Here is a 23136-nt window from a genome sequence, read left to right as displayed (position 1 = left end):
TTGGGCCATACCCGATGTCAAACCGAGACAAATTATACCTACCGCAAGCAATCCATGCTTAACGGCATGGGCAAATAGCCGTTTTACTAGTGGGTAAATTTTTTGTTGCATAGCGTGTGTTTTACTTTGTTAGAAAGTGATTATAAAAACAAGTATGGATTGTGCCAACCGGTTACGGCCTGTTTTGCACTGCTAAACAAATTGGTATCAGCACTGCTGTCGAAAACAATTTCATCAATAGATTCACGTAAAATATTCCCGGCGTCAATCCTGATTTTCTCAAGTATGACTGAACTACTTTTTTCGTGAGGTAATTGTGCCAAAGAAATGGTTCCTCTTGGCCCTTGTACCGCAGCTGCAGCTAATGCATTTTGCATGCCGGGGCTGTTTGAAAAAGTCTTGCAGGTTTCAGCCAATACTAACCCTGCTTCGAAGGACAGCAGTTGAAAAACATTGGGCAATTCCGGCTGTTGTTGCAACCAAAAAACCAAACTTTCTTCATCTCCTGTTTTATTCAATTGCCAGGTTGAAGCAGTGTAAGCTTCTTGCAGTGAGCATGTCGGAGGTATTGGTTCTTCCAGCATAAATGGTGATACCGATAGTGGCGGTCTTTGTTGCTGAGTTTTAGCATCATAGTGCAGCAGAAAATCAACAGACTCGCCTCCGGACAGCAGCGCATGAACATGACCTGTTTGCAGTGTAGCTAATGAGTCGAACAATGATGCTGTTTGAAAATCTCCGGGAGGATTTTTCAAAACGTTCAAATGCAGTTGTGTGCCACCTGCCCTGCCCAAGCCCAGTTTGTACGCCTCTATCAAGCCGTAACCACTATCAAACAATGATGTATTGATGCAGCAATCGCCGCCAAACGTTGTTTGCATCCATTCTGCTAGTACCAATTGACTACGCCAAAGTTCAGCTGTATGAAAAAACAAGTACGGTTGCCGCCAATCGGGTGATGACAGGTGTTCACCAACATTCAGCACTATTACAGGCATTTGAAGTTGCGCAATTACTGGCTGCAACGATAGCATTACTTTACTATTTACCCATGCAATAACCACATCACAGTCGTGCTGGTATTTGCATTTATTAATAGCCGACTCTACTTGTGCAACTGCACCAGCCCCGATGAACTCGGGCACAATTTCCCACTGAGTAAGTGGCTCTTTTTTTTGTGCAATACTTAGCCCAAGCATTAAATCCCGCCTGATGGCAGGAAATAATTCGCTTTGTGGAAACAGCAATCCAACTTTCATATTTCAAACGAATCCACCAGCCATTTGCTTACACAAATGCGCTGGTGGTTATACTTCTATAAATTAGTTTCTTGAAGGGAAAATACCTTGCATTGCAATGCAATAATTTACAGCGAGGTAAGGCTGCATATTATTAAAAGGCTGAGAACCGCCGGCAATGCCCGTATTGGCTACAAACGGCTTCAAAGTCCGGTCTGCTGTTGCCTGTGTATAGGTCATTACTTCCAAACCTGAGCCATCTACAGCAGCTGCAAGCGTAGATAATCCGTTGGCTGGTGCAGCCTCGGTACCAGCTGTAGAAGCTACCGGAATTGATAATGATACCTGATGGATATGCTGTGGCATATTAGTAGTAAGAAGTGTTGTAGTTGTACTTCCAGCTATTTCGCCAAGAGTATAGTTTGGCAAACCCGGCCCTTGCCCTTGGCCCAATGGTACCCGGCCCCTTAAATCTGGTAATGCAAAAGTTGTTTGACCATTGCCACCATACGTGGTGCCAAGCAAAGAGAACAATGCAGTGTTTTGTGCAATGCTCAAAAGTTGCCCCTGGCAAAAAGCCCAGCCACGTGGGGGAAAGTTGAAGCCGAAAATGCAGATCATGCCGAGAAATGGATCCATGTTTTTTGTTTTTTGGAGTGAGTAAATGAGAAAAAATATTAAGGTGCTAACCAATTTTTCATGTTTGGAAATGGATTATCCTGACAACACATGCCCCTGTACTCAAGCATGGGTACGCCAAAGTATTGACCGTTTTTAAAATTTTCGCAAATGCTAGAGCCGCCGCCTTTGTATCCATCATCATGCAATACAAACTCAGGTGGCAGCTGCAAGTGAATACAAGCGGCATACGACCATGCAATGGCCATCATCTCTTCTGCTGGAGCATCGGTGCGTTTACCAATCGTCTCTTTGTTCAACGTATGCCTTTCTGCCAAAGGCACTATTGCAATGTGTCCGGCTTCATGCAACACATCACCAGGAAACAGCAATTGTTTCTCATCTATGAAAATCGCTCCTTGCTCAATACTAATACCGGGCAAAATCTGCGCCGGATTCAGGGGTTTGAAGATAACGTTGATTCCAAGGCTCTTGATAAACTGTACAGATGCTTCAAATGCCTTTTCATTGTTCGACATGCTGAAACTTTAATCTGTTTAAGAATCGAAAGATGTAACTATTCCGCAACATCTCAAAATTTATATCTGCCCAAAAAAAAATGCGTCTTTTTCACATACGAAATCTCAACACTCATCAAATGTCGACCGCCCATCACATATTATTTCGGTGAAAATTTTATTGAAACCCTCCTTTACCCCTATACAAACTCAACTTGCCTTTCAGCTTTACTTCAAGCACTGTCATGTATACATCTTTTGCGGTGGCAGGTATATCATCTACATACACAATACCGGGTACATGGCTCCAACTTATTTTGCCTACTACCTTGTGTGGCAAAGCGGCATTGGTACCTATTACTTTAATAGAGGCAATCTCATTGTTCAACCCTTTTATTACCGCTTTGCCTGTGGCGTTGTACGGCATAAATAAATAGAGCGTTGTAGAATCCTTGCTCAACGTACTCGGGCCATAGTAATGCCCGTAAGGCAAACCGGCACGGGTGCCAAAAATGGCTGCTGCGTGTTTCTTGTTCCACTTACCCAATTCTTTCAACAGATGCACTTGTTCGTCAGGAATCCAGCCGTCTTCTCTCGGGCCAATGTCAAACAACAAGTTGCCGCCATTACTAATAACATCTGCAAAAATGGCAATGAGTTCGTAAGGTGTTTTATACGCCGTATCATCTGGATGATAGCCCCAGTTTTTATTGCTGGTCATGCACAGTTCCCACACATCGCCACTGGGCCGGCTTACAGGTATGTGCTGCTCCGGCGTGGCATAATCGCCATAGCCTTGTAAGCGGGCATTGATGATGGCTTTGGGATTCTTGTTCAAAATATCCTGCCGAATTTTAGCAGCATTCCATTCTTCAGCACTGTGCTCCCAATCGCCATCAAACCAAATGAGGTCAGGATTGAAGTTGGTCATCACTTCATTGATTTGCCCATGGCAAAACTGCTGAAACTGTTGCCAGCGAGTTGGTTCATCTATTACTTTATAACGACTGCTGTCTTTCAGAAAACCGGGATAATCATTGCGGCTCCAATCAATCAATGAAAAATAGGCACCGGCTTTAATGCCTTGCTTGCGAATGGCCTGAAAAAAAGGAGTCAGCAAATCTTTTTTGGCGGGCGTACTATTTACCACATCTAACGTGCTCAGCTTGCTGTCGTACAAAGCCACCCCATCGTGGTGTTTGGTGGTAATAACGCTGTACTGTGCACCGCTTTCTTTTATGAGTGCCGCCCATGCTTCGGGGTTATACTTACTGGCAGTAAACCCTTTCAGTTGTGCCATGTACTCCGGGTAGCCAATGAGTTTGTTGTGAAAGCTCCAACTTTCATCTACGCCATTTACTGAGTAAATGCCCCAGTGAATAAAGATGCCGAGTTTGGCATCTCTAAACCATTCGAGTTTGGCAGAATCAGGAGTTACCTGCGCTGTTCCGGTCAGCGAAAACAACAGGGTAAAAGCAGCAATCCATTTACGCATAGCATCATTTTTTTGCAGCGGAAAAGTACAGATACCTGTATTCGAAATCACGGGTTATCGCTTTTCAGTCATAAATAAATATTCTAATAAAAAAACGGCTGCTCCTTTTGGGAACAGCCGCTGTGTGCAACAACCAAGCGGTTGTTTATTTAACTTCTTCAAACTGTGCGTCCTCTACGGTGTCGCTTTTGGCACTACCCTGCTGTGCACCTGCATCAGCACCGGGTTGCTCGGCACCACCTTGCTGGTTCATGGCATTGTATATTTCCTGACTGGCAGCTGTCCATGCCTCGTTGAGCTTGGCAGTACCGGCTTCAATACGGGCCAGATCCTGGCTCTTATGCGCTTCTTTCAACTCAGCCAAAGCAGCTTCGATAGGTGCTTTTTTATCAGCAGGTACTTTGTCGCCGTATTCCTTCAGTTGCTTTTCTGTCTGGAAAATGAGGCTATCGGCCTGATTGATTTTTTCGATGCGTTCCCGTTCTGCCTTGTCGCTTTCTTCGTTGGCCTTGGCTTCGTTCTTCATCTTTTCAATTTCCTCTTTGCTGAGGCCGCTACCCGCTTCGATGTGAATCTTCTGCTCTTTGCCGGTGCCTTTGTCTTTGGCACTTACGTGAATGAGACCGTTGGCATCGATATCGAAAGTCACTTCAATTTGTGGTACGCCACGTGGTGCCGGCGGTATGCCATCGAGGTTGAAAATACCGAGGCTTTTGTTATCGGCCGACTTGGTACGTTCGCCCTGCAATACATGAATTTGAACACCGGGCTGGTTATCGGCAGCCGTGCTGAACACTTCACTTTTCTTGGTAGGAATGGTAGTGTTGGCAGGAATCAAAGTGGTCATTACACCACCGAGTGTTTCAATACCGAGGCTCAGTGGCGTTACGTCGAGCAGCAGTACATCTTTCACTTCGCCGGTGAGTACGGCACCCTGAATGGCGGCACCTACGGCTACTACTTCATCGGGGTTTACACCACGGTTAGGTTTCTTGCCAAAGAACTTTTCTACCAGCTCCTGTACTTTAGGAATTCGGGTAGAACCACCCACCAAAATCACTTCGTTGATTTGTGATGCGCTGAGGCCGGCATCTTTCAATGCTTGCTCGCAAGGCTTAAACATGCGGGTAAACAGATTGTCGGCCAGGGCTTCAAACTTGGCACGGCTCAGCTTCAGCACCAGGTGCTTGGGCACACCGTCTACCGCAGTGATGTAAGGCAGGTTGATTTCTGTTTCGGTAGAAGAGCTCAGCTCAATCTTGGCTTTTTCAGCGGCTTCTTTCAAGCGCTGCAATGCCATGGGATCTTTGCGCAGGTCAATGCTTTCCTGAGCTTTGAACTCGTCGGCCAACCAGTCCATGATCACTTTATCAAAGTCGTCGCCACCGAGGTGGGTATCACCGTTGGTAGATTTTACTTCGAATACACCGTCGCCCAGTTCCAGTACAGAGATATCAAACGTACCACCACCGAGGTCGAACACGGCAATCATTTGGTCGGCGTGTTTTTTATCGAGACCGTATGCCAAAGCGGCAGCGGTAGGTTCGTTTACAATACGACGCACATTAAGACCGGCAATTTCACCGGCTTCTTTGGTGGCCTGCCGCTGCGCATCATTAAAGTAAGCTGGCACGGTAATTACCGCTTCAGTCACTTCCTGACCGAGGTAATCTTCGGCAGTTTTCTTCATTTTCTGCAACACCATGGCGCTAATTTCCTGAGGTGTGTACAGGCGGCCATCAATGTCGATACGTACCGTGTTGTTGTCGCCCTTGGCTACTTTGTAGCTCCAGTGGCTGATTTCTTCGCCCACTTCATCGAAGCGGCGGCCCATAAAGCGTTTTACGCTGGTTATGGTATTAATAGGGTTGGTAATGGCCTGACGCTTAGCGGGGTCGCCCACTTTGCGTTCGCCATTTTTCAGAAAGCCCACGATAGACGGTGTCGTCCGACGGCCCTCTTCGTTGGCGATTACCACCGGCTCATTGCCTTCCATTACAGATACACAACTGTTGGTGGTTCCCAGGTCGATTCCAATAATTTTTCCCATGATTATGTATGATTTAGACTTTACAAATGTATGATGCTTGAGGCATCGCTTACTGATTGTCAATGATTATGCCACGCCATGCAAGGGTGAAAAAATGACAGAAAAGCAGCTGGCAGAATGGTAGAAGTGCCTGAAATGCTGACTGTCAGGCATGAGTAAATGGCAAAAGCTGACAGAAAAAGAGCCGTTGTTTTTTACTGTACCACTAAGTTTACAGATAAATGAACAACCATTCATGAAGACCTTAAGAAAAGTATTGCTTGTTGTGCTTGTGGCAGTAATGTTGTTTTTGGTGGCTTTTTTTATTGTCTTGCTGGGGGCTCCCCATTTTCAGGGCGATGACCTGACCATTGTTCTGACTATTGCCGCATTTGGAATGTTGTTTATATTCCTGCTTTGGCAATGGAAGCCTGAAGATTAATGGGTTATTCTGTAAGCATACAGTGCTGGTGCCATTCGCCTATCATGAGCAAAAAAACAATACAAAAATAAAATCCGTTGAAACGCCTCCTCCCCCGACACCTTCTTTTGGCCAGCGGTATTTTGCTACTGGTTATCGCTGCATTTTTCAGCAATTCATCCAGCGTTTTAGACATTCATCTTCACGATACTTACTACATCATTGCCCATCAACAACTTGTTTATTTGTTTGCCATCCTGTCTCTGCTTTTATGGGCTTTGAGTTGGCTTTGCCGGCGAATCTTTTTCTTGCGCTGGCTCAATTGGCTGCATGTTTTACTCAGCATTATTCCTCTATGGTTGCTCACGGTGGCACTTTTAACTGATGCCCGCAATTTTGCTTCCACGGCCAACAAAAGTTTCGAAGCCATGCAACAATCGCAAAATGCGATGGCAGCAATTGTACTCCTGTTTCTGCTGGCTCAACTCTTTTTTCTTACGCACATTTTGATGGGTATTTTCCGCAAGAAAAAAAATCAGCTATAAAAGATGAGTATTGTTTTTTTAAACAGCACCTTTTGGTGGTGTAACCTGCTCAATTTTGTGCGGTTGCTTTCAAAGTAATTCATGCAGGTTTTGCATACACATTGGTTATAAAAACCAATAAGGGCCAACAACCATTTCAAATATCTTTAATGGCAACTGTAATTAGCCCAAAAACAAACGTTTACATGAACTGGCATAAACTTACTATCCCCGAAACATTTGAACTGCTTGGCAGTAGTGAACATGGTTTGCGTAGCACGGCAGCTGAAGAAAAACTGATAGAATTTGGGCCCAACGAATTGCAGGAAGGAAAAAAGAAAAGTGTATTGGGCATACTGCTGGCACAATTTAAAGACGTGATGATTTTGATATTGCTGGCGGCAGCCATCATCTCCGGCATCATAGGCGACCTTACCGATACGATTGTGATTTTAGTAATTGTTTTACTGAATGCCATCATTGGTTTTTTTCAGGAATACAGAGCCGAAAAAGCCATGCAGGCACTCAAGCAAATGGCGGTAACACAAGCACGGGTGCTACGGGATGGTACCAGTAGCTGGCTACCAGCCACCTCACTGGTACCGGGCGATGTGGTGCTGCTCGAAGCCGGCAATGCCCTACCTGCCGATGTGCGTATTGTAGAATCGGTAAACCTGAAAATAGAAGAAGCTGCACTCACCGGCGAATCGCATGCCATAGATAAAATATCGGAACGGCTGGAACTGGATGATATACCGCTGGGCGACAAAAGAAACATGGCGTTTAAAGGAACATTTGTAACCTACGGCAGAGGTACGGCAGTGGTGGTGGCCACCGGTATGCAAACAGAACTGGGCCGCATAGCCAAAATGCTGCAGGAAGATGAATCACTCACACCACTGCAACAGCGCTTAGCCGCTTTTGGAAAAAAATTATCGGTGCTGGTATTGCTGCTGTGCATTTTATTTTTTGTGGCGGGCTGGCTGCGGGGAGAAGATGTGGTGAAAATGATTATGACCAGTATATCACTGGCAGTAGCAGCCATACCCGAAGCACTGCCTGCTGTTATTACCATTTCGCTGGCACTGGCCGCCAAAAGAATGATCCGGTTCAATAGCCTCATCCGGAAATTACCTGCCGTAGAAACACTGGGCTCCGTTACCTATATCTGTACCGATAAAACAGGCACCCTCACCAAAAATAAAATGCATGTAGAAGCCATTTTGGTAGATGGAAAACTGTACGAAAGAAACGCCATTGCTGATGTACAACAATCCAACAACGTAAAGCTTTTGCTGCATGCTTTTGCCCTGAACAATGATACTGTAACAGATGATGACAACAATATAAAAGGTGACAGCACCGAAGTTGCGCTGATGGAAGTAGCCAAAGATCAACACATTGCAGCAGATGCCTGGCCACGCCTCGCAGAAATTGCATTTGATGCTGACCGAAAATTGATGACTACTTTTCACAGCTACAACAATGCTGTCATTTCTTTTACCAAAGGTGCCCCCGATATTTTGCTACAACGGTGCGGAAATATTGACTTATCGGCCATGCAGCAAACGGTAGATGAGATGGCTGCAAAGGGCCATCGGATATTGGGCTTTGCTTACCGAATGTGGGATGAATTGCCCCACGACCTGAGTGCAGACCTGCATGAAACCGACCTTCAGTTTTTGGGGTTGACGGGCATAATAGATCCACCACGGGAAGAAGTGTTTGATGCCGTGAAGCAATGTAAAACTGCAGGCATAGTTCCGGTAATGATAACCGGCGACCACCCACTTACGGCGAAAACCATTGCCGAACGCATTGGCATTTTGAACAACGAAAAAGACCTGGTGATAACTGGCCAACAATTAGCGGCTATGGATGATGACAGCTTTTTATCGAAAGTGGAAAGGATTAAAGTATATGCCCGTGTATCGCCGGAGCAAAAATTGCAGATTGTAAAAATGCTGCAACAAAAAGGGCACTATGTAGCCATGACCGGCGATGGTGTAAACGATGCGCCTTCACTCAAGCGGGCCAATATTGGTATTGCCATGGGCATTACGGGTACTGATGTTTCGAAGGAAGCGGCCCACATGATTTTGCTCGACGATAATTTTTCAACCATTGTAAAAGCAGTGCGGGAAGGCCGCCGCATTTACGACAACATTTTAAAGTTCATCAAATACCTGATGACCACCAACTCAGGCGAACTTTGGACACTGCTCCTTGGGCCCATGATTGGCTTGCCGGTGGCGCTGCTGCCCATTCATATTTTGTGGATCAATCTGGTGTCCGATGGATTACCCGCCATTTCATTGTCGTTTGAAAAAGCGGAGAAAAATGTAATGGACAGACCACCACGGCCACCACAGCAAAGTGTGTTTGCCAACGGCCGCGGACTGCACATGATTTGGGTAGGTATGCTTATGGCAGGCATTGCGCTATCGGCACAGGCCTGGGCTATCAATCATGGTTTGCACTGGCAATCAATTGTGTTCAACGTGCTTTGCTTGAGCCAGATGGGGCATGTATTGGCCATCCGTTCCGAAACGCAATCTTTTTTCTCTGTAGGCATGTTTTCCAACAAACCACTGATAGCCGCTGTAGCACTGGCTTTGCTATTGCAAATAGCCATTACTTACATTCCATTTTTGCAACCCGTTTTTCAAACTGAAGCTTTGACGCTGAAGGAATTTTTACTGGTAGGTGCGGCTTCTTCGCTGGTATTTATTGCGGTAGAAATTGAAAAGAAAATTTCGAACAGCAGGCGGAAGAAACAACGGCTGCCACAGGTGGATATGTGAAGGTGACTTTGGCAGGTTGATTGAAAGTGAGCACGAATGAAGCACTGAAAACATCTTCTTGCTTCAACGGTAGATTTACAGCAGCTGGTGTTGGGCCTTTTGCAAATGCTTACCAACTTTCCAACACTCCACCTGTTAACCAACCAACATCAACCCTACTTTTGCGCTGCATGCCCCTCAAGGATTATTACAAAATACTCGACATAGCACCCGGCGCTACGGAAACAGATATTAAGAAAAGTTTTCGCCGGCTGGCGCTGCGCTACCACCCCGATGTAAACCAGGGCAATAAGTACGCCGAAGCATGGTTTCGGGAGCTGCAGGAAGCCTACGATACCCTGACGGATGTGGCCAAAAAAGATGCGTACCTGCAAGACCGCTGGCTACTGCAAAGCCAGGGTAAAAACATGGCCCGCCCGGTACCGCTTACGCCCGATACCATTGTGGCCGAAGCCCGGGAGCTGGCCAACCGGGTAGCCGACCTCGATCATTTTCGCATGGACCACCAGCAGCTGGCGCAAAGCCTGCTGCAATTGCTGGACAATGAACGGCTGGATATACTCCGCAGTTTTACCGCCACCCAAGAAGCACAAAACATTGGACAATTGTTGCTTAGCAGTTCGGAACCGGTTGATTATCCGTTGCTGCAGCCTTTTTACCAACGCATGCAATTGCTGGCCAATATTAGTCCGGCATTGCAACCGCTGATTGCCAGCAACCGCAACCGCCGCCGCCAGCAATACTTTTGGGAACGAAATCAATGGTGGATTTTGCTGCTGCTAACTGTAGGACTGTGTGCAGGCATTGCATTAATGCAATAAATGTTTCATACACAGCAGCAGCAATATTATGGCCGAAAAAGATGCCATGAAAACGAGTAGTTGAAGGGATTGCGACGCAACAGGCGATGCCATGATATTCAACTGCTGGTATCCAAAAAAATTCGCTGATACTTGTTGCGTAAAAGAAATGATGATTGGTTGCAGCCCCCTGCTGTAACTGATTATTTTGCAATCAATCAACGTGATCATGACCAAAGACGTAGACGTATTTTTTGCCGAAGGCTGTGGCCGATGCGCATTGGGCGGCACGCCTGATTGCAGAGTGCATACATGGCAGCAACCGTTACAATTGTTGCGCCAGTTGCTGCTCAGCTGCGGCCTTACCGAAACCTGCAAATGGGGCGTGCCTTGCTACATGCACGGAAAGCAAAACCTGCTGATGCTGTATGCACTGAAAGACTATTGCGGGCTGAGTTTTTTGAATGGTGCATTGTTGGAAGATGCTGAACAACTGCTCACCAAACAGGGCGAGCATGTGCAGGCCGGTCGCATTATGCGGTTTACCGATGGGGCGCAGGTGGCGCAACATGCCGCTACTATAAAAGCCTATGTGTTTGAAGCCATGGCGGCAGTGGATGCGGGCATGAAACCCGTGCTGAAAAAAACAGCCGAACCTGTGCCAGAAGAGTGGCAACAACTGCTGCAGGAAAGGCCCGATGTGGCAAAAGCTTTTGCATCATTAACGCCGGGCCGGCAGCGGGGTTACCTGTTGCATTTTAACGGGGCCAAACAATCGGCTACCCGCAGGAGCCGTATGGAAAAATGCGTACCGAAAATATTGGCAGGGCTTGGGTTTCATGATTGATGGGACGCGGAATTATGGGACGCGGATGAAGGCGGATGAAACGGATTTTCGCGGATTGTTTTGGGGTGAGGGATTTGTGTAGCCGCAGATACACTAATTATTTCATCTCTCGCAGGCCCCCCGGCCTGTGAGCAACGGTTACTTATGCATAATGAAATTCGAGCCGCAGATACACAGATTATTTTATAGCTATACCAAAATTTTAATCTGTGAATTCGTGGATATAGAATCTCTCCTCTCTCGCAGGCCCCCCGGCCTGTGAGCAACGGTTACTTTTGCATAATGAAATTTGAGCCGCAGATACACAGATTATTTTATAGCCATACCAAAATTTTAATCTGTGAATCTGTGGCTAAATAAAAGCCTGTGTTCTCCCACTCCAAGCCAAAAACAGTGCTGCGGCGCAATTCAGTTACCTTCGCGGCTATGCAACTTTCTTCTGATCAACTCGCCGTCATTCTCGAACGATTGTCTATTGCGGCACTCAACCCCATGCAGCAAGCCAGTCTGGCAGCCTGCCAGCAACACGATGAAGTGGTGCTGCTGTCGAACACCGGCTCGGGTAAAACACTGGCTTTTTTATTGCCGCTGTTGCCACAACTGCAGCAATCGCCCAAAAATAGTACTACACTTATTTTATCGCCCACCCGTGAGCTGGCGCTGCAAATAGAAGCCGTGTTTAAGAGCATGGGCACTGGCCTGAAAGTAACTTGCTGCTACGGTGGCCACAAAGTAGAGATTGAAGAAAACAGTTTGAAACAAGCCCCTGCCCTGCTTATAGGAACGGCCGGTCGCATCGCCGATCACATTCGCCGCGGCAATTTGCAAACGCAACACATTACCACACTGGTGATTGATGAGTTTGACAAATCGGTAGAGCTGGGCTTTGAAGAAACCATGGCTTTCATTGTGGGTGAACTGCTTGCGCTGCGCAAAAAAATACTCGCCTCGGCCACCAATATTGAGCCACTGCCCGCCTTTTTACACATGCAGCAACCGCAAGTGCTCAACTTTGTAAATGACGCAGAACTGCCGCAGGAAAAATTAGCATTGCAAGTATTGCATTGCAAAGAGAAAGACAAGATTGACAGTTTGTTTCGCCTCATTTGCCACCTGGGTAACCGCAGCACCATTGTGTTTTGCAATCATCGTGAAGCGGTAGAACGTACCGCACAACTGCTGAAAGAAAAAGACATCCTCAATGTGTTTTACCATGGCTCAATGGAACAACGCGACAGAGAAACGGCGTTGTGCAAATTCAGCAATGGAACGGTCAACGTATTGGTGACAACCGACCTGGCTTCCCGTGGTCTCGACATTGACAATATCCGCTACATCGTGCATTACCATTTGCCACATACCGAAGCCAGCTTTACGCACCGCAATGGCCGCACTGCCCGTATGGATGCCAGTGGCACCGTCATCATGATGCTGGGCCCGGATGAAAAAATGCCAGCCTATGTAACCACCACACACAGCAGTATTGAATTGCCTGCTACCGCAGAAATTCCGGAGAAACCAAAATGGACAACGCTGTTTATTGCTGCCGGTAAAAAAGACAAAGTGAACAAGGTAGATGTAGTAGGCTTGCTGACACAAAAAGGTCAATTGAAACCGGAAGACATTGGCCTGATAACGGTAAAAGATTTTTACACGTTTGTAGCCATCCGCAAGTCGAAAGCCAGCCATTGCCTTACCCTTGTTCAGCAACAAAAAATAAAAGGCATCAAAGCAAAAATTGCCATCGCCAAATAAGCCGCATGAACTTTTTTACCGCAAAAGGATTGGTGACGATTACCTGTCACAAACGCATTGCTCCTTACCTGGAGCAGGAAGTGAAAGCACTGGGTTTTACTGTGGAAGAAACCTTCATCACCGGTGTAAAACTGCAAGCCAGCATCAACGATTGCATCCGGCTCAACCTCAACCTGCGTTGTGCCAGTCAGGTGCTGTACCAATTGAAAAGTTTTACCGCCGACAGTGCCGATGATATTTACCATGCACTTAAAGATTTTCCTTGGGAGACGGTGCTGCCACCGAATGGTTATTTTTCGGTGACCAGTAATGTGCAACATCCCAGCATCAACAACAGCATGTTTGCCAACCTGCGGGTGAAAGATGCCATTGTAGACCGCATTCGCAACTTGACGGGCAACCGGCCTTCGAGTGGTGCGGCACTCACGGGCACGGTAATTCATTTGTTTTGGAAAAATGAAGAAGCGGCTGTGTTCATCGACACCAGTGGCGATAGTTTGGCACGCCATGGTTACAGAAAAATTCCGGGCCTTGCACCTATGCTCGAAGGTTTGGCGGCAGCTACCATTTTGGCTACGCAATGGGATAAACAATCGCCCTTCATCAACCCCATGTGTGGCTCCGGCACACTGGCTATTGAGGCAGCATTGATTGCTACCAACAGAAGGCCCGGCCTGTTTCGTAACAGTTTTGCCTTTATGCACTTACAGGGCTACGATGATGCCGTGTATTTGCAGGAAGATGCCCGGCTGGAAGAACAAATTGTTGATGTGCCCGGCTTGCGCATTATTGCCAGCGACAACAACCCCAAGGCTATTGACAATGCCCGCAAAAATGCAGTGGCTGCCGGTGTGGCACACCTCATAGAATTTGTGCTCTGCGACTTTGCGGCAACACCCGTGCCTGCCGATGGCAAAGGCATAATGATGATGAACCCCGAATACGGTGAACGATTGGGTGAAGCAGCTGCACTTGAAGCCACATATAGCAGAATCGGCGATTTTATGAAGCAGCAATGTGGCGGTTATTGGGGCTACATTTTTACCGGCAATATGGAGCTGGCCAAAAAGATTGGCCTCAAAGCCAAACGCCGCATTGAGTTTTACAACAGCACTATTGACTGCCGGTTGCTGGAGTATGAACTGTACGCCGGTAGCCGCAGAACGCCACAATAAACTGACCAACATCAGGATTTGATGGCTGCGTTTACCATTCATTTACAAATGAATACTGTTGACTATTTTCACATTACGGCAACAATGCCGTTTGTTATATTTGGTTGGTAGTGAATAATTGTATGCGCCATTTTCTTTTGATATGTGTATTACTGAGCTGGGGCTGGTTTAGCCTGCAGCAAGGCAGCATTGTAATACAATCAGAAAGCATAGGTGTAACCACCAACATGGAGCAGTGTGAAACTGAAGAAGAACATTGCCCCATGCAAAGCAAAAAGCCTTTGTGCTGTAGCGAAGAAGGCTGCGCCAGAACCAACTGCACTGCGCAGTGGGGCATTTGGTTGCAGCAATGGCAAACTGACGAAAATGAACTTATCAATACTGTTTTAAGGACTACTAAAATCCTGCAAGGTCGTTACCTCGCATGGAGTCCGAATCCCAATATTGATGTAGCCACACAACCTCCCGATTGCTAAAGCACACCACACTCAACACACTGTTTCTACATCATTTCAAAAAAAGAATCACATGAAAAAAATAACCATCCTCGCTTCAGCTTTGCTGCTGACTACTGCCATTGCATTTGCTTTCCAAACAAAACCTGCCGCACAAGAAAAGCCTGCCGCTGAAAAATGCGAAAAAGGCTGTTGCAAAGGCAAAGAAGGGGAAAAGAAAGAATGCAGTAAAGACGAGAAAGATGCCAAGGGTTGCTGCGAAAAAGGCGACAAGGGCAAGAAAGGAAAGAAAGGCAGCAAGGCATAATGCCGAGCTTGCATTTTTATACAACAGCGCCGGGGCCATTGCTCCGGCGTTTTGTTTTTACAAGACCGAAAGAAAATCCTTGTTTGAAAGGTGGTAGTCATTTGCAACCCGCCCTTTTTGCTTTCAAAGAATTTTGTGCTCGTAAAAAGGAAAACGGCCAACTCGATACTCAACAAGACGCAAAGAAGAAAATAGCCAAAATGCCCACCAGAAAAATGCTACCAAAGAGCAGCATTTTTTTGCGCCATTGAAACCGACGCAATTCGTCATCATTTGAAAACTCCGGCATACTGTTCGTATTGATGCTGATGATTTTTTAACCATGAAAATGCAACTGCACAGGCAATGCAGGTGCCTATCAACACTACCCACAACAAGTTGTAACCGCCTTTTTGTGCCAACCATGCACCAGTGGCTGGCCCTACCACCTGTGCAACGCTCCAGCTGAGTGTGTACCCGGCAGCATATTGTCCACGGTTCCAGGCATTGCTGCGCTGCATAATGAGGGTGTTCATAAATGGCATCGCCAGCATTTCGCCCAAGGTAATCAGCGACATGCAAGCCAACGCCAACACAAGCGGTGTAATATTGGGCAGCAATAAAATTCCAAAGCCAACAGCGTTCGCAATACATCCTACAACAATGTATTGCATGGGCTGACGCTTGCCATCCCAACGATTGACCAGCAACATTTCAAACAGGGCGATGATGATGCCATTCATACCCATGACCAAACCAATTAACGATTCGCCCAAATGCCAGCTTTCTTTCCAAAACACCGGCACCAACCTGAACACCAGAAAAAAGCAGGTATTGAACAATGCCGTGAGTAAAATGAATCGAACAAAGAATGCATCCTGCCAGGGCTTTTTTACCACAGCTGGCGGCGTTTCCTGTGGTTGTGTGGCCGCCCTTTTTTTAGCCGAAGGCAACAACAACACAATCAGCAAGCCGGCAATAATATTGGTACCACCATCTACAAAAAACAACCAGTGATAATCATAGGCAGCTATCAATCCACCAAGGGATGCACCACTGGCCCAACCAATGTTGATGGCCAACCGGTTGAGGGAGTAAGAACGGGTGATGTTTTCTGGTTTGCTGTATGCAGCAATGGCCGTAAAGTTGGCTGGGCGAAAAGCTTCTGCCACAAAACTGAGCACCACTGTGAGCAAACACAACTGCGAAAAATCTTGCACAAATGCAAAACCGATAAACAACAGGCCGCTGACGATGCTGGTAAAAATTTGCACTGGCCTAAAGCCGATTTTATCAACCATAAAGCCACCTGCAGAAGCACCCAACACCGATCCCGCACCAAACAGTGTAATGATAAGGCCTGCATCAGCGAGGCTTCGGTGCATGCTTTGTGTAACATACATACTCATGAACGGCACCGCCATGGTACCGGCACGGTTTATCATCATTACCAAACTCAGCAACCAGGTTTCTTTTGCTAATCCGGTAAATGATTGCCGATAACTATGAATGATTTTTGCCAGCATACAATAGCCTGCGAAGTAAATCGGGATTGCAACAGCAGCCAACGCAGCCGCATGAATTGTGCATAAACAATTGCCGCTGGCTTAGTACAAATGTTTGTTGTCCAGTTGTTGCCAGCGCTTAAAAGCAATTTCCTGATTAGGAACTTGCAACGCAATGAATGGAATGCGCCGCTTTGTTTTGGGCAAATTAATTTCGTCGTAAATAAATTGATCGTCGAAGCCTGACGCTGCGGCATCGGCAGCTGCATTGGCATAGTATACTTTATCTGGCCGGGCCCAGTAAATAGCACCCAGGCACATGGGGCAAGGTTCGCAGCTGCAATACATTTCGCACCCATCCAACTGAAAGCTACCCAGCGCTGCACAGGCTTTGCGGATGGCCACTACTTCGGCATGTGCAGTAGGGTCGTTGCTACACAGCACTTCATTGTGTGCACGGGCTATCACTTCATCGCCTTTTACAACAATGCAACCAAATGGTCCGCCATGCCCTTCATGAATGCCCATGCTACTTTCTTCAATGGCCAGTTGCATGAAATGTTTTTCTCTGTCGGTAATCATACTGGTGAAAGGTATAAAACGCTCCGCAAATGATGCGTCAACAAATGGACAACCTTATATTACATCACTTATTTTTACCATAACAATTGTCCCGCCCTTATGGAAACTTACGGAAAAGTGTTGCTGATTGCCATGCCTGCTTTTTTGGTATTGGTGTTGTTTGAAAAATGGTACGGTTGGCGCAAAGGCTTTGATACCGTAAACAATATGGATATGATTTCGAGCCTCAGCTCGGGCATTACCAATGTAACGAAAGATGTATTGGGGCTGAGTGTTGGCATACTTACCTACGCTTATCTGGTAAAACATGTAGCCATTTTTCACATCAGCAACCATGTGCTCACGTACATCATTGGTTTTATCGTTATCGATTTTCAAGCATATTGGGTGCATCGCTGGAATCACAAAATCAACATCCTCTGGAACCACCACATCATTCACCACAGCAGCGAAGAGTTTAATCTGGCTTGTGCCTTGCGGCAAAGCATTTCGGTGTTTGTCAACTTCTTTGCGTTTTTGCTATTACCAGCGGCACTGCTGGGTGTGCCCACCGAAGTGCTGGCGGTGATAGCACCCTTGCATTTGTTTGCCCAGTTTTGGTACCATACCCGGCACATTGGCAAAATGGGTTGGGTAGAAAAAGTATTGGTAACCCCCAGCCACCACCGTGTGCATCATGCTATCAATCCAGAGTATCTCGATAAAAATTTAGCCGCCATTTTTATCTGGTGGGACAAATGGTTTGGCACTTTTCAGGAAGAGCTGGATGATGTTCCACCGGTGTACGGCATCACCCGCCCGGCCGCTACCTGGAACCCTATCAAAATCAATTTTCAGCATTTATGGCTGCTCATAAAAGATGCATGGCGTACCCGCAATTGGTGGGATAAAATGCGCATCTGGTTTATGCCTACCGGCTGGCGTCCGCAAGATGTGGAGCAACAATATCCGGTGTATAAAATTGAGGATGTGTACCACTTCGAAAAATACCAACCACCACATCATGCATGGCTACCTGCATGGAGTTGGGTGCAGCTCACCTTTATGTTGTGCATCATCAGTTTTTTCTTTGGCAATATTGCTAAAATAGGTGCGCCCAACATGTTTGTATATGGCGGTTTCATTTTTCTGAGTGTATATGCCTATACCGAACTGATGGATCAAAATAAAAATGCCGTGCTGTGGGAAGCTTTGAAAAATGCGCTGGCCATTGGCTGGATTATGCGCACCGGCGATTGGTTTGGTATGGGTACTTGGCAAAGCTGGACCATACCCGTTCTCATTGCCTATTGCATTGTAGCAACTGTTGTAGTGGCATGGTTTTGCTGGCAGATAAAGCCAACACAACACAAGCCCGTGCTGGCAAATGCCTGAGGCAGCCATCGATTTGTGATGTGCTATTTTTTGCGGTCAGATGGTAACGACTGTTTAGCTGATGTTTAAGTATGGTGGAATTCTTTCAATCATTTATAAAATGAGGGCCAATATGTGCAACAGCCCGCTGCTACTGCATACAACCTGTTGTTGATTGCTGACCATGCCAATTATTTTTACAGCATCAAACCAAACACATGGCAATCAGGATATTCATCACCGGCGGCACATTCGACAAAGAATACGATGAGATTACAGGTCAGTTGTTTTTTAAAGAAACACACCTGCCCGAAATGCTGAAGCTGGGCCGCAGCAAGCTGAATGTAGACATCCGCACCCTGATGATGATTGATAGCCTGCAAATGACCCCCACCGACCGGGAACTGATTGCCGAGCAGTGCATTCGTTGCGAACACAACCGCATCATCATTACTCACGGCACCGATACGATGGTAGAAACTGCCGCGGTGTTGGCTGGCAAAAACATTGATAAAACAATCGTCATTACCGGCGCCATGATTCCTTACAAGTTTGGCTCCAGCGATGGATTGTTTAACCTCGGCAGTGCCATGGCCTTTGTACAAACCTTACCCAAGGGCGTGTATGTAGCCATGAATGGCCGCTGGTTCAATTGGAATAATGTATGGAAGAACCGGCAGACCGGTATTTTTGAAGAACTACCATAATAGTCGGGAAGTCGGAATAGTCCGGAGTCCGTAGACAGACGACCAAAGTCAACCACCATACTCTTTGTCTCCTCTCCTTTGGAGAGGTTGGGAGAGGTGAAATGACAGAAAGATAGAAAGTCCGAATATTTGTAGCCACTGGTTGCTTTTTCATCATTTTTTCAAAAAAAATTACTACCAGCTGTTGTCGGTGGTCGGTAGTCTGTGGTCCATAATTATCCCCATCTTTGCGGGCTTCTGTCATTTTTCAATTGTGTCAAGTTGGTTCAGGAATTCAAACAAACACTGCGGTTATCCATTCCGCTCATTGTGAGCAATGTGGCACAGGTAGGCCTTGGCCTTATTGACAGTGCCATGGTGGGTTCTATCAGTTACAAGCAGTTAGCCGCCAGTAGTTTTGTGATTAATGCCATTGGCATTCCACAGGTTATTTGCATTGGTATGACTATTGCCATCTCGGCATTGGTAAGCATTGCCCGTGGGCAAAAAAACACTGTTGCAGCGAGTAGTTATTTCTACAACGGTGTTTTTCTCAGCACTTTGGTGAGCATTGCCATTGCCAGTATTTGCAGCATTGCCTCGCCCCTGCTTTGGCACATGGGGCAAGAGCCCGAAGTGGTAGCCATAGCAGCCCCTTATTTTAAGGTGATGATCTGGAGCCTGGTGCCCATGACTTTTTTCCTGAGCATGAAGCAATTCAGCGATGCTTTGGAAATGACCCGGATTGGTATGTTTCTGTCATTTTTGAGTTTGCCCTTGAATGCCCTGCTCAACTGGCTGTTCATTTTTGGCAACCTGGGCCTGCCACGAATGGAACTGCTGGGTGCCGGAGTAGGCACATTGCTCACCCGTGTAGTGGAAGCAATTGTAATGCTGTACATCATTTTCAACAGCAAAGCATTTACACAATACATAGCTGTAAAAAAAGAAGCCTGGAAAATACAACGCAAACGCATAACTGAACTGCTACACATTGGCATTCCCAGTGGTCTGCAGTTGGTAATGGAAGCGGGTGCCTTTAGTGTGAGTGGCATTATGGTTGGTTGGTTAGGTGCCACGGCACAAGCTGCTCATCAGATTGCGCTGAACTGTGCCAGCACTACGTTTATGGCGGTGCTGGGCCTTAGCATGGGCGGCAGCATTCGCACCGCACATGTCTATGGCAGCAACGATGTACCAAGGCTCAAACGCATAGGCGTAAGCACCATCGCCGGCGGTTTAATTTATGGCGTGGTCACAGGTTTGTTGTTCATTTTATTCCGCTATCAATTACCCTATCTATTCAACTCAGAAGCGGCGGTTGTAACGCTGTCGGCGCAACTGTTATTAGTAGCGGCTTTGTTTCAGGTGAGTGATAGCCTCCAAGCCATTGGTGCAGGCCTTTGCCGGGGTATTAAGGATGTAAAAGTGCCTACTATACTGGTGGCAGTAGCCTATTGGGTCATCGGCATTCCGGTGGGTTATTGGCTGGCTTTTGAGCAAGGCTGGGGTGCCAGTGGTATTTGGTGGGGTTTTGTGGCCGGCTTAAGTATGGCTGCGTTACTTTTGAACCGTCGTTTTTTGAACATGGTTTCAAAAAAGATTATTCAATAATTCGCATCCTGCATGTATTACATTCCTTTACAACAACCGCTTGATCCGGCATTTATGGATGGCCTGCTGGAGTTGGGATGGTACAGAATGTCGCAGTCGGTTTTTACTACGCAATACATTCATTTGTCTGAAACGGAAGTGTACGAGGCTCTGTGGGCAAGGGTAGATTTGAAAAACTGGGAACCATCGAAAAAACACCAGCAATTACTGCGCAAAAGCAGTGGATTTCAGTTGACTGTACAGCCCTTTTTGCTGAATGACGAGATCGAATATTTATATCGCCGGTACCGTCAATCCATCAATTTTGATGTGAGCAATACGGCCCGGGCCTACCTGCTCGACCAGCAGGATGCCAACTTTTTTCCTACTAAAACCTGGACACTCTACGATGGTTCGGAACTCATTGGCGTAAGCTATTTTGATGAGGGGGCGGTTTCCAACGCAGGCATTCTTACTTTTTTTCACCCGGATTATAAAAAGTACAGCCCCGGCCTGTTGCTCTACCTCGAAACCGTACGGCTTACCAAGCTTCAAGGCAAAGAATATTTCTACCCCGGATACATTGCCCTGCAAAATCCGAAGTTCGATTATAAACTACAGGCTGGCAGCCAACATGTAGAAATATGGGACCCAATTGCAATGAAATGGCACAGCTACGCCAGTAGCCGCCATGCTAAGGCCAGCACTCCCAATGAAATGAGCTGGTAACATTTCAAACGTTTGCAGCATTCAAGTGTATTGAAAGTCAATCGATTGCAAATAAAGCTATCAATTCCTTGTCGAACCAAAACCACAGAAGTCGTTTATTGTAGTACGATTACTACAAAACATGTCACCGCTTCGTCATATCCACATATTATGCCAGTTCAAAATAGTGACTGACATCACGTGTATTGGCAGTTTGTAGCCGCATCTTTACATCAGTTTAAGGGTTTAGGGTATTAATGATTCCCCCGGTCTTCACCGGGGGTTTCGATTTTTATAAGGACAGCATTTCTAAAATGCAAACCTGCACTTCACCATTTGAATAATTCTCTAAAAAAGAAGTGGCGCCACCCTCTGGCTTTTATAGTTACGGCTGTTCACTTTGACTAAATAACACCTGCCAGCAGCTGTTGTTTAGCTAGACAATACTCATCATACAGATTTTACCGCAAGATTTATCCAGCATTTTTTAATGTCGGAACAAGAATGCATACTTTAACCTTTATCAAACAATAACAAACAAAAAACACCTATAGTTAGATGAATAGTCAGAAAAACAATTATTTCATAGAAGACATCAAAATTTGTTTTTAGACGTGTGCAGAGTTGTGCACATTCCCCCTATCTTTACTCCAGTTTAAGGGTTTAGGGTTTTGAAGAGTCTTCCAGTCTCTACTGGGGGACTCATTCTTTTTTAGGGTAATTCACTTTTATCCATAAAAAAACCGCCTCTTTCGAAGCGGTCTTTTCATACATTTTCTGGCCTTACTTCGTCGATTTCCGCACAGAGCCCCCACTATTTACATCAATATTCCTGATGATGGCCTCGCCTTTGTAGGTCACGAAGCCTCCACTGTTTGCCTTTGCAATTATTTCTTTTTTCACAGTTACCTGAGCACCGCCACCGCTATTTACATTCGCCTGCAAATAATCAGTGGTAAAATCATATCCTTTAAAAATACCGCCGCTGTTTGCTTCCAGTTCCAGCTTGTTTGTACTCCCAGTTATCGCTATCACACCACCGCTGTTTTGCTTACAAATGAGGGCACTACCCTCAAATTGCCCCTTAATACTTGCACCACTGCTGGCTTTAAGTTCGTTGATCTTGATATAACTCACGTATACTTTTATGCGCCAGGTTTTAGTCATCTTCCAAAATTTCCAGTCGTTTTCAACGCCTATTTTAAGCACTCCGTCTACCACTTGCGTTATCACTCTTTTATCAACTTCCTCCGAATTGGTACTCACCGCCAACCCAATTTCCTGTCCGTGAGCAATTACTACCTCTATTCCAGAGCTCACTTCAATGGCATCAAAGGAGGAAACGATGCGTCTCTTGGCATTGGCATCTTCAAATGTTTGGGCTGCTACTGGCGCTGTTATCAGCAACAAAAAGTAGGCAATCAGTTTTTTCATAAATACTTTTTTTCTGGTGTGAAAATGTAACGGGAATTATTCCTGAATCTTTTTACGCTGTCGTGAAGGCATTTGTTACAATATGCGACAATAATTACTGATAACATTTCCCCCAAATTGAATTCCACAAAAGCGGACCCGGATATCTTTATTCATACACCAAAAACGGTGGCTACAAGGGCATAATTTCAATGTTGCTGCAGTGAGTATAAATATTATTCGACGAAAGTTGAACAAGATTGAACATTCTTCGAAGCGGTTGTAGTAGTTATCCACAAGCTTGTAGAGCACACCACTACCTGCATGGGTT

General features: G+C 46.1%; 21 protein-coding genes. 13 read left to right on the top strand and 8 right to left on the bottom strand.

Going from position 1 to position 23136, the window contains the following annotated elements; translation table 11 throughout:
- Nucleotides 1–140 precede the first annotated feature (140 nt).
- The 5 genes from V7Q13_RS01490 to dnaK all read right to left on the bottom strand — a co-directional run bounded on the left by V7Q13_RS01490 (nt 141) and on the right by dnaK (nt 5919).
- The gene (locus V7Q13_RS01490; protein ID WP_333798909.1) at nt 141–755 is read right to left on the bottom strand and encodes a hypothetical protein; all 615 of its coding nucleotides are present in this window, start codon (nt 753–755) and stop codon (nt 141–143) included.
- A 567-nt stretch (nt 756–1322) separates the two neighbouring features.
- On the bottom strand, nt 1323–1877 hold the full coding sequence (locus V7Q13_RS01485) for a phage tail protein (protein WP_333798908.1): 555 nt from the start codon (nt 1875–1877) through the stop codon (nt 1323–1325).
- A 38-nt stretch (nt 1878–1915) separates the two neighbouring features.
- Nucleotides 1916–2395, bottom strand: coding sequence for a hypothetical protein (locus tag V7Q13_RS01480; RefSeq protein WP_333798907.1), 480 nt, complete (start codon nt 2393–2395; stop codon nt 1916–1918).
- Between the two features lie 157 nt (nt 2396–2552).
- Nucleotides 2553–3869, bottom strand: coding sequence for an alpha-L-fucosidase (locus tag V7Q13_RS01475; protein ID WP_333798906.1), 1317 nt, complete (start codon nt 3867–3869; stop codon nt 2553–2555).
- A 145-nt stretch (nt 3870–4014) separates the two neighbouring features.
- Nucleotides 4015–5919, bottom strand: coding sequence for a molecular chaperone DnaK (gene dnaK / locus V7Q13_RS01470; protein WP_333798905.1), 1905 nt, complete (start codon nt 5917–5919; stop codon nt 4015–4017).
- Between the two features lie 151 nt (nt 5920–6070).
- Here dnaK and V7Q13_RS01465 point away from each other — a divergent pair, with 151 nt between their 5' ends.
- The 9 genes from V7Q13_RS01465 to V7Q13_RS01425 all read left to right on the top strand — a co-directional run bounded on the left by V7Q13_RS01465 (nt 6071) and on the right by V7Q13_RS01425 (nt 14986).
- Nucleotides 6071–6340, top strand: a complete 270-nt coding sequence (locus V7Q13_RS01465; protein ID WP_333798904.1) for a hypothetical protein — start codon at nt 6071–6073, stop codon at nt 6338–6340.
- 287 nt (nt 6341–6627) lie between these two features.
- Entirely contained in the window at nt 6628–6864 is a 237-nt protein-coding gene (locus tag V7Q13_RS01460; protein WP_333798903.1) for a hypothetical protein, read from the top strand.
- Nucleotides 6865–7049: 185 nt separating this feature from the next.
- Nucleotides 7050–9647, top strand: a complete 2598-nt coding sequence (locus tag V7Q13_RS01455) for a cation-translocating P-type ATPase (protein ID WP_333798902.1) — start codon at nt 7050–7052, stop codon at nt 9645–9647.
- Nucleotides 9648–9817: 170 nt separating this feature from the next.
- Nucleotides 9818–10468 carry a DnaJ domain-containing protein gene (locus V7Q13_RS01450; protein ID WP_333798901.1) on the top strand — a complete coding sequence of 217 codons (651 nt, stop codon included), beginning with the start codon at nt 9818–9820 and terminating at the stop codon, nt 10466–10468.
- 208 nt (nt 10469–10676) lie between these two features.
- Nucleotides 10677–11294 carry a YdeI/OmpD-associated family protein gene (locus V7Q13_RS01445; protein WP_333798900.1) on the top strand — a complete coding sequence of 206 codons (618 nt, stop codon included), beginning with the start codon at nt 10677–10679 and terminating at the stop codon, nt 11292–11294.
- 426 nt (nt 11295–11720) lie between these two features.
- Complete coding sequence (locus tag V7Q13_RS01440; protein ID WP_333798899.1) at nt 11721–13049, top strand: DEAD/DEAH box helicase; 1329 nt, start codon at nt 11721–11723, stop codon at nt 13047–13049.
- A 5-nt stretch (nt 13050–13054) separates the two neighbouring features.
- Complete coding sequence (locus tag V7Q13_RS01435) at nt 13055–14224, top strand: THUMP domain-containing class I SAM-dependent RNA methyltransferase (RefSeq protein ID WP_333798898.1); 1170 nt, start codon at nt 13055–13057, stop codon at nt 14222–14224.
- 122 nt (nt 14225–14346) lie between these two features.
- Nucleotides 14347–14700 carry a hypothetical protein gene (locus V7Q13_RS01430; RefSeq protein ID WP_333798897.1) on the top strand — a complete coding sequence of 118 codons (354 nt, stop codon included), beginning with the start codon at nt 14347–14349 and terminating at the stop codon, nt 14698–14700.
- A 52-nt stretch (nt 14701–14752) separates the two neighbouring features.
- Complete coding sequence (locus V7Q13_RS01425) at nt 14753–14986, top strand: hypothetical protein (protein ID WP_333798896.1); 234 nt, start codon at nt 14753–14755, stop codon at nt 14984–14986.
- Between the two features lie 269 nt (nt 14987–15255).
- On the opposite strand, the gene V7Q13_RS01420 is transcribed toward V7Q13_RS01425, so the two are convergent.
- Nucleotides 15256–16491, bottom strand: a complete 1236-nt coding sequence (locus tag V7Q13_RS01420) for an MDR family MFS transporter (RefSeq protein ID WP_333798895.1) — start codon at nt 16489–16491, stop codon at nt 15256–15258.
- A gap of 81 nt (nt 16492–16572) precedes the next feature.
- Nucleotides 16573–17052, bottom strand: coding sequence for a nucleoside deaminase (locus V7Q13_RS01415; RefSeq protein ID WP_333798894.1), 480 nt, complete (start codon nt 17050–17052; stop codon nt 16573–16575).
- Between the two features lie 99 nt (nt 17053–17151).
- Between V7Q13_RS01415 and V7Q13_RS01410 the strand changes: the two genes are divergently transcribed.
- The 4 genes from V7Q13_RS01410 (at nt 17152) to V7Q13_RS01395 (ending at nt 21413) form a co-directional block, all read left to right on the top strand.
- Nucleotides 17152–18426, top strand: coding sequence for a sterol desaturase family protein (locus tag V7Q13_RS01410; RefSeq protein ID WP_333798893.1), 1275 nt, complete (start codon nt 17152–17154; stop codon nt 18424–18426).
- A 197-nt stretch (nt 18427–18623) separates the two neighbouring features.
- Nucleotides 18624–19112: an asparaginase domain-containing protein gene (locus tag V7Q13_RS01405; RefSeq protein ID WP_333798892.1), complete on the top strand. Its 489-nt coding sequence runs from the start codon at nt 18624–18626 to the stop codon at nt 19110–19112.
- Between the two features lie 261 nt (nt 19113–19373).
- Nucleotides 19374–20705, top strand: a complete 1332-nt coding sequence (locus tag V7Q13_RS01400; protein ID WP_333798891.1) for an MATE family efflux transporter — start codon at nt 19374–19376, stop codon at nt 20703–20705.
- 12 nt (nt 20706–20717) lie between these two features.
- Nucleotides 20718–21413, top strand: coding sequence for a hypothetical protein (locus tag V7Q13_RS01395; RefSeq protein ID WP_333798890.1), 696 nt, complete (start codon nt 20718–20720; stop codon nt 21411–21413).
- A 762-nt stretch (nt 21414–22175) separates the two neighbouring features.
- On the opposite strand, the gene V7Q13_RS01390 is transcribed toward V7Q13_RS01395, so the two are convergent.
- Nucleotides 22176–22826 (bottom strand): GIN domain-containing protein, encoded by a 651-nt coding sequence (locus V7Q13_RS01390; RefSeq protein WP_333798889.1) that lies wholly within the window; start codon nt 22824–22826, stop codon nt 22176–22178.
- Nucleotides 22827–23136: the final 310 nt, after the last annotated feature.

This window comes from Phnomibacter sp., assembly GCF_036803085.1.
Taxonomy (GTDB): domain Bacteria; phylum Bacteroidota; class Bacteroidia; order Chitinophagales; family Chitinophagaceae; genus Phnomibacter.
The sequence above is the reverse complement of the archived record's forward strand: the minus strand, read 5'-3'. Positions and strand labels throughout refer to the sequence as shown.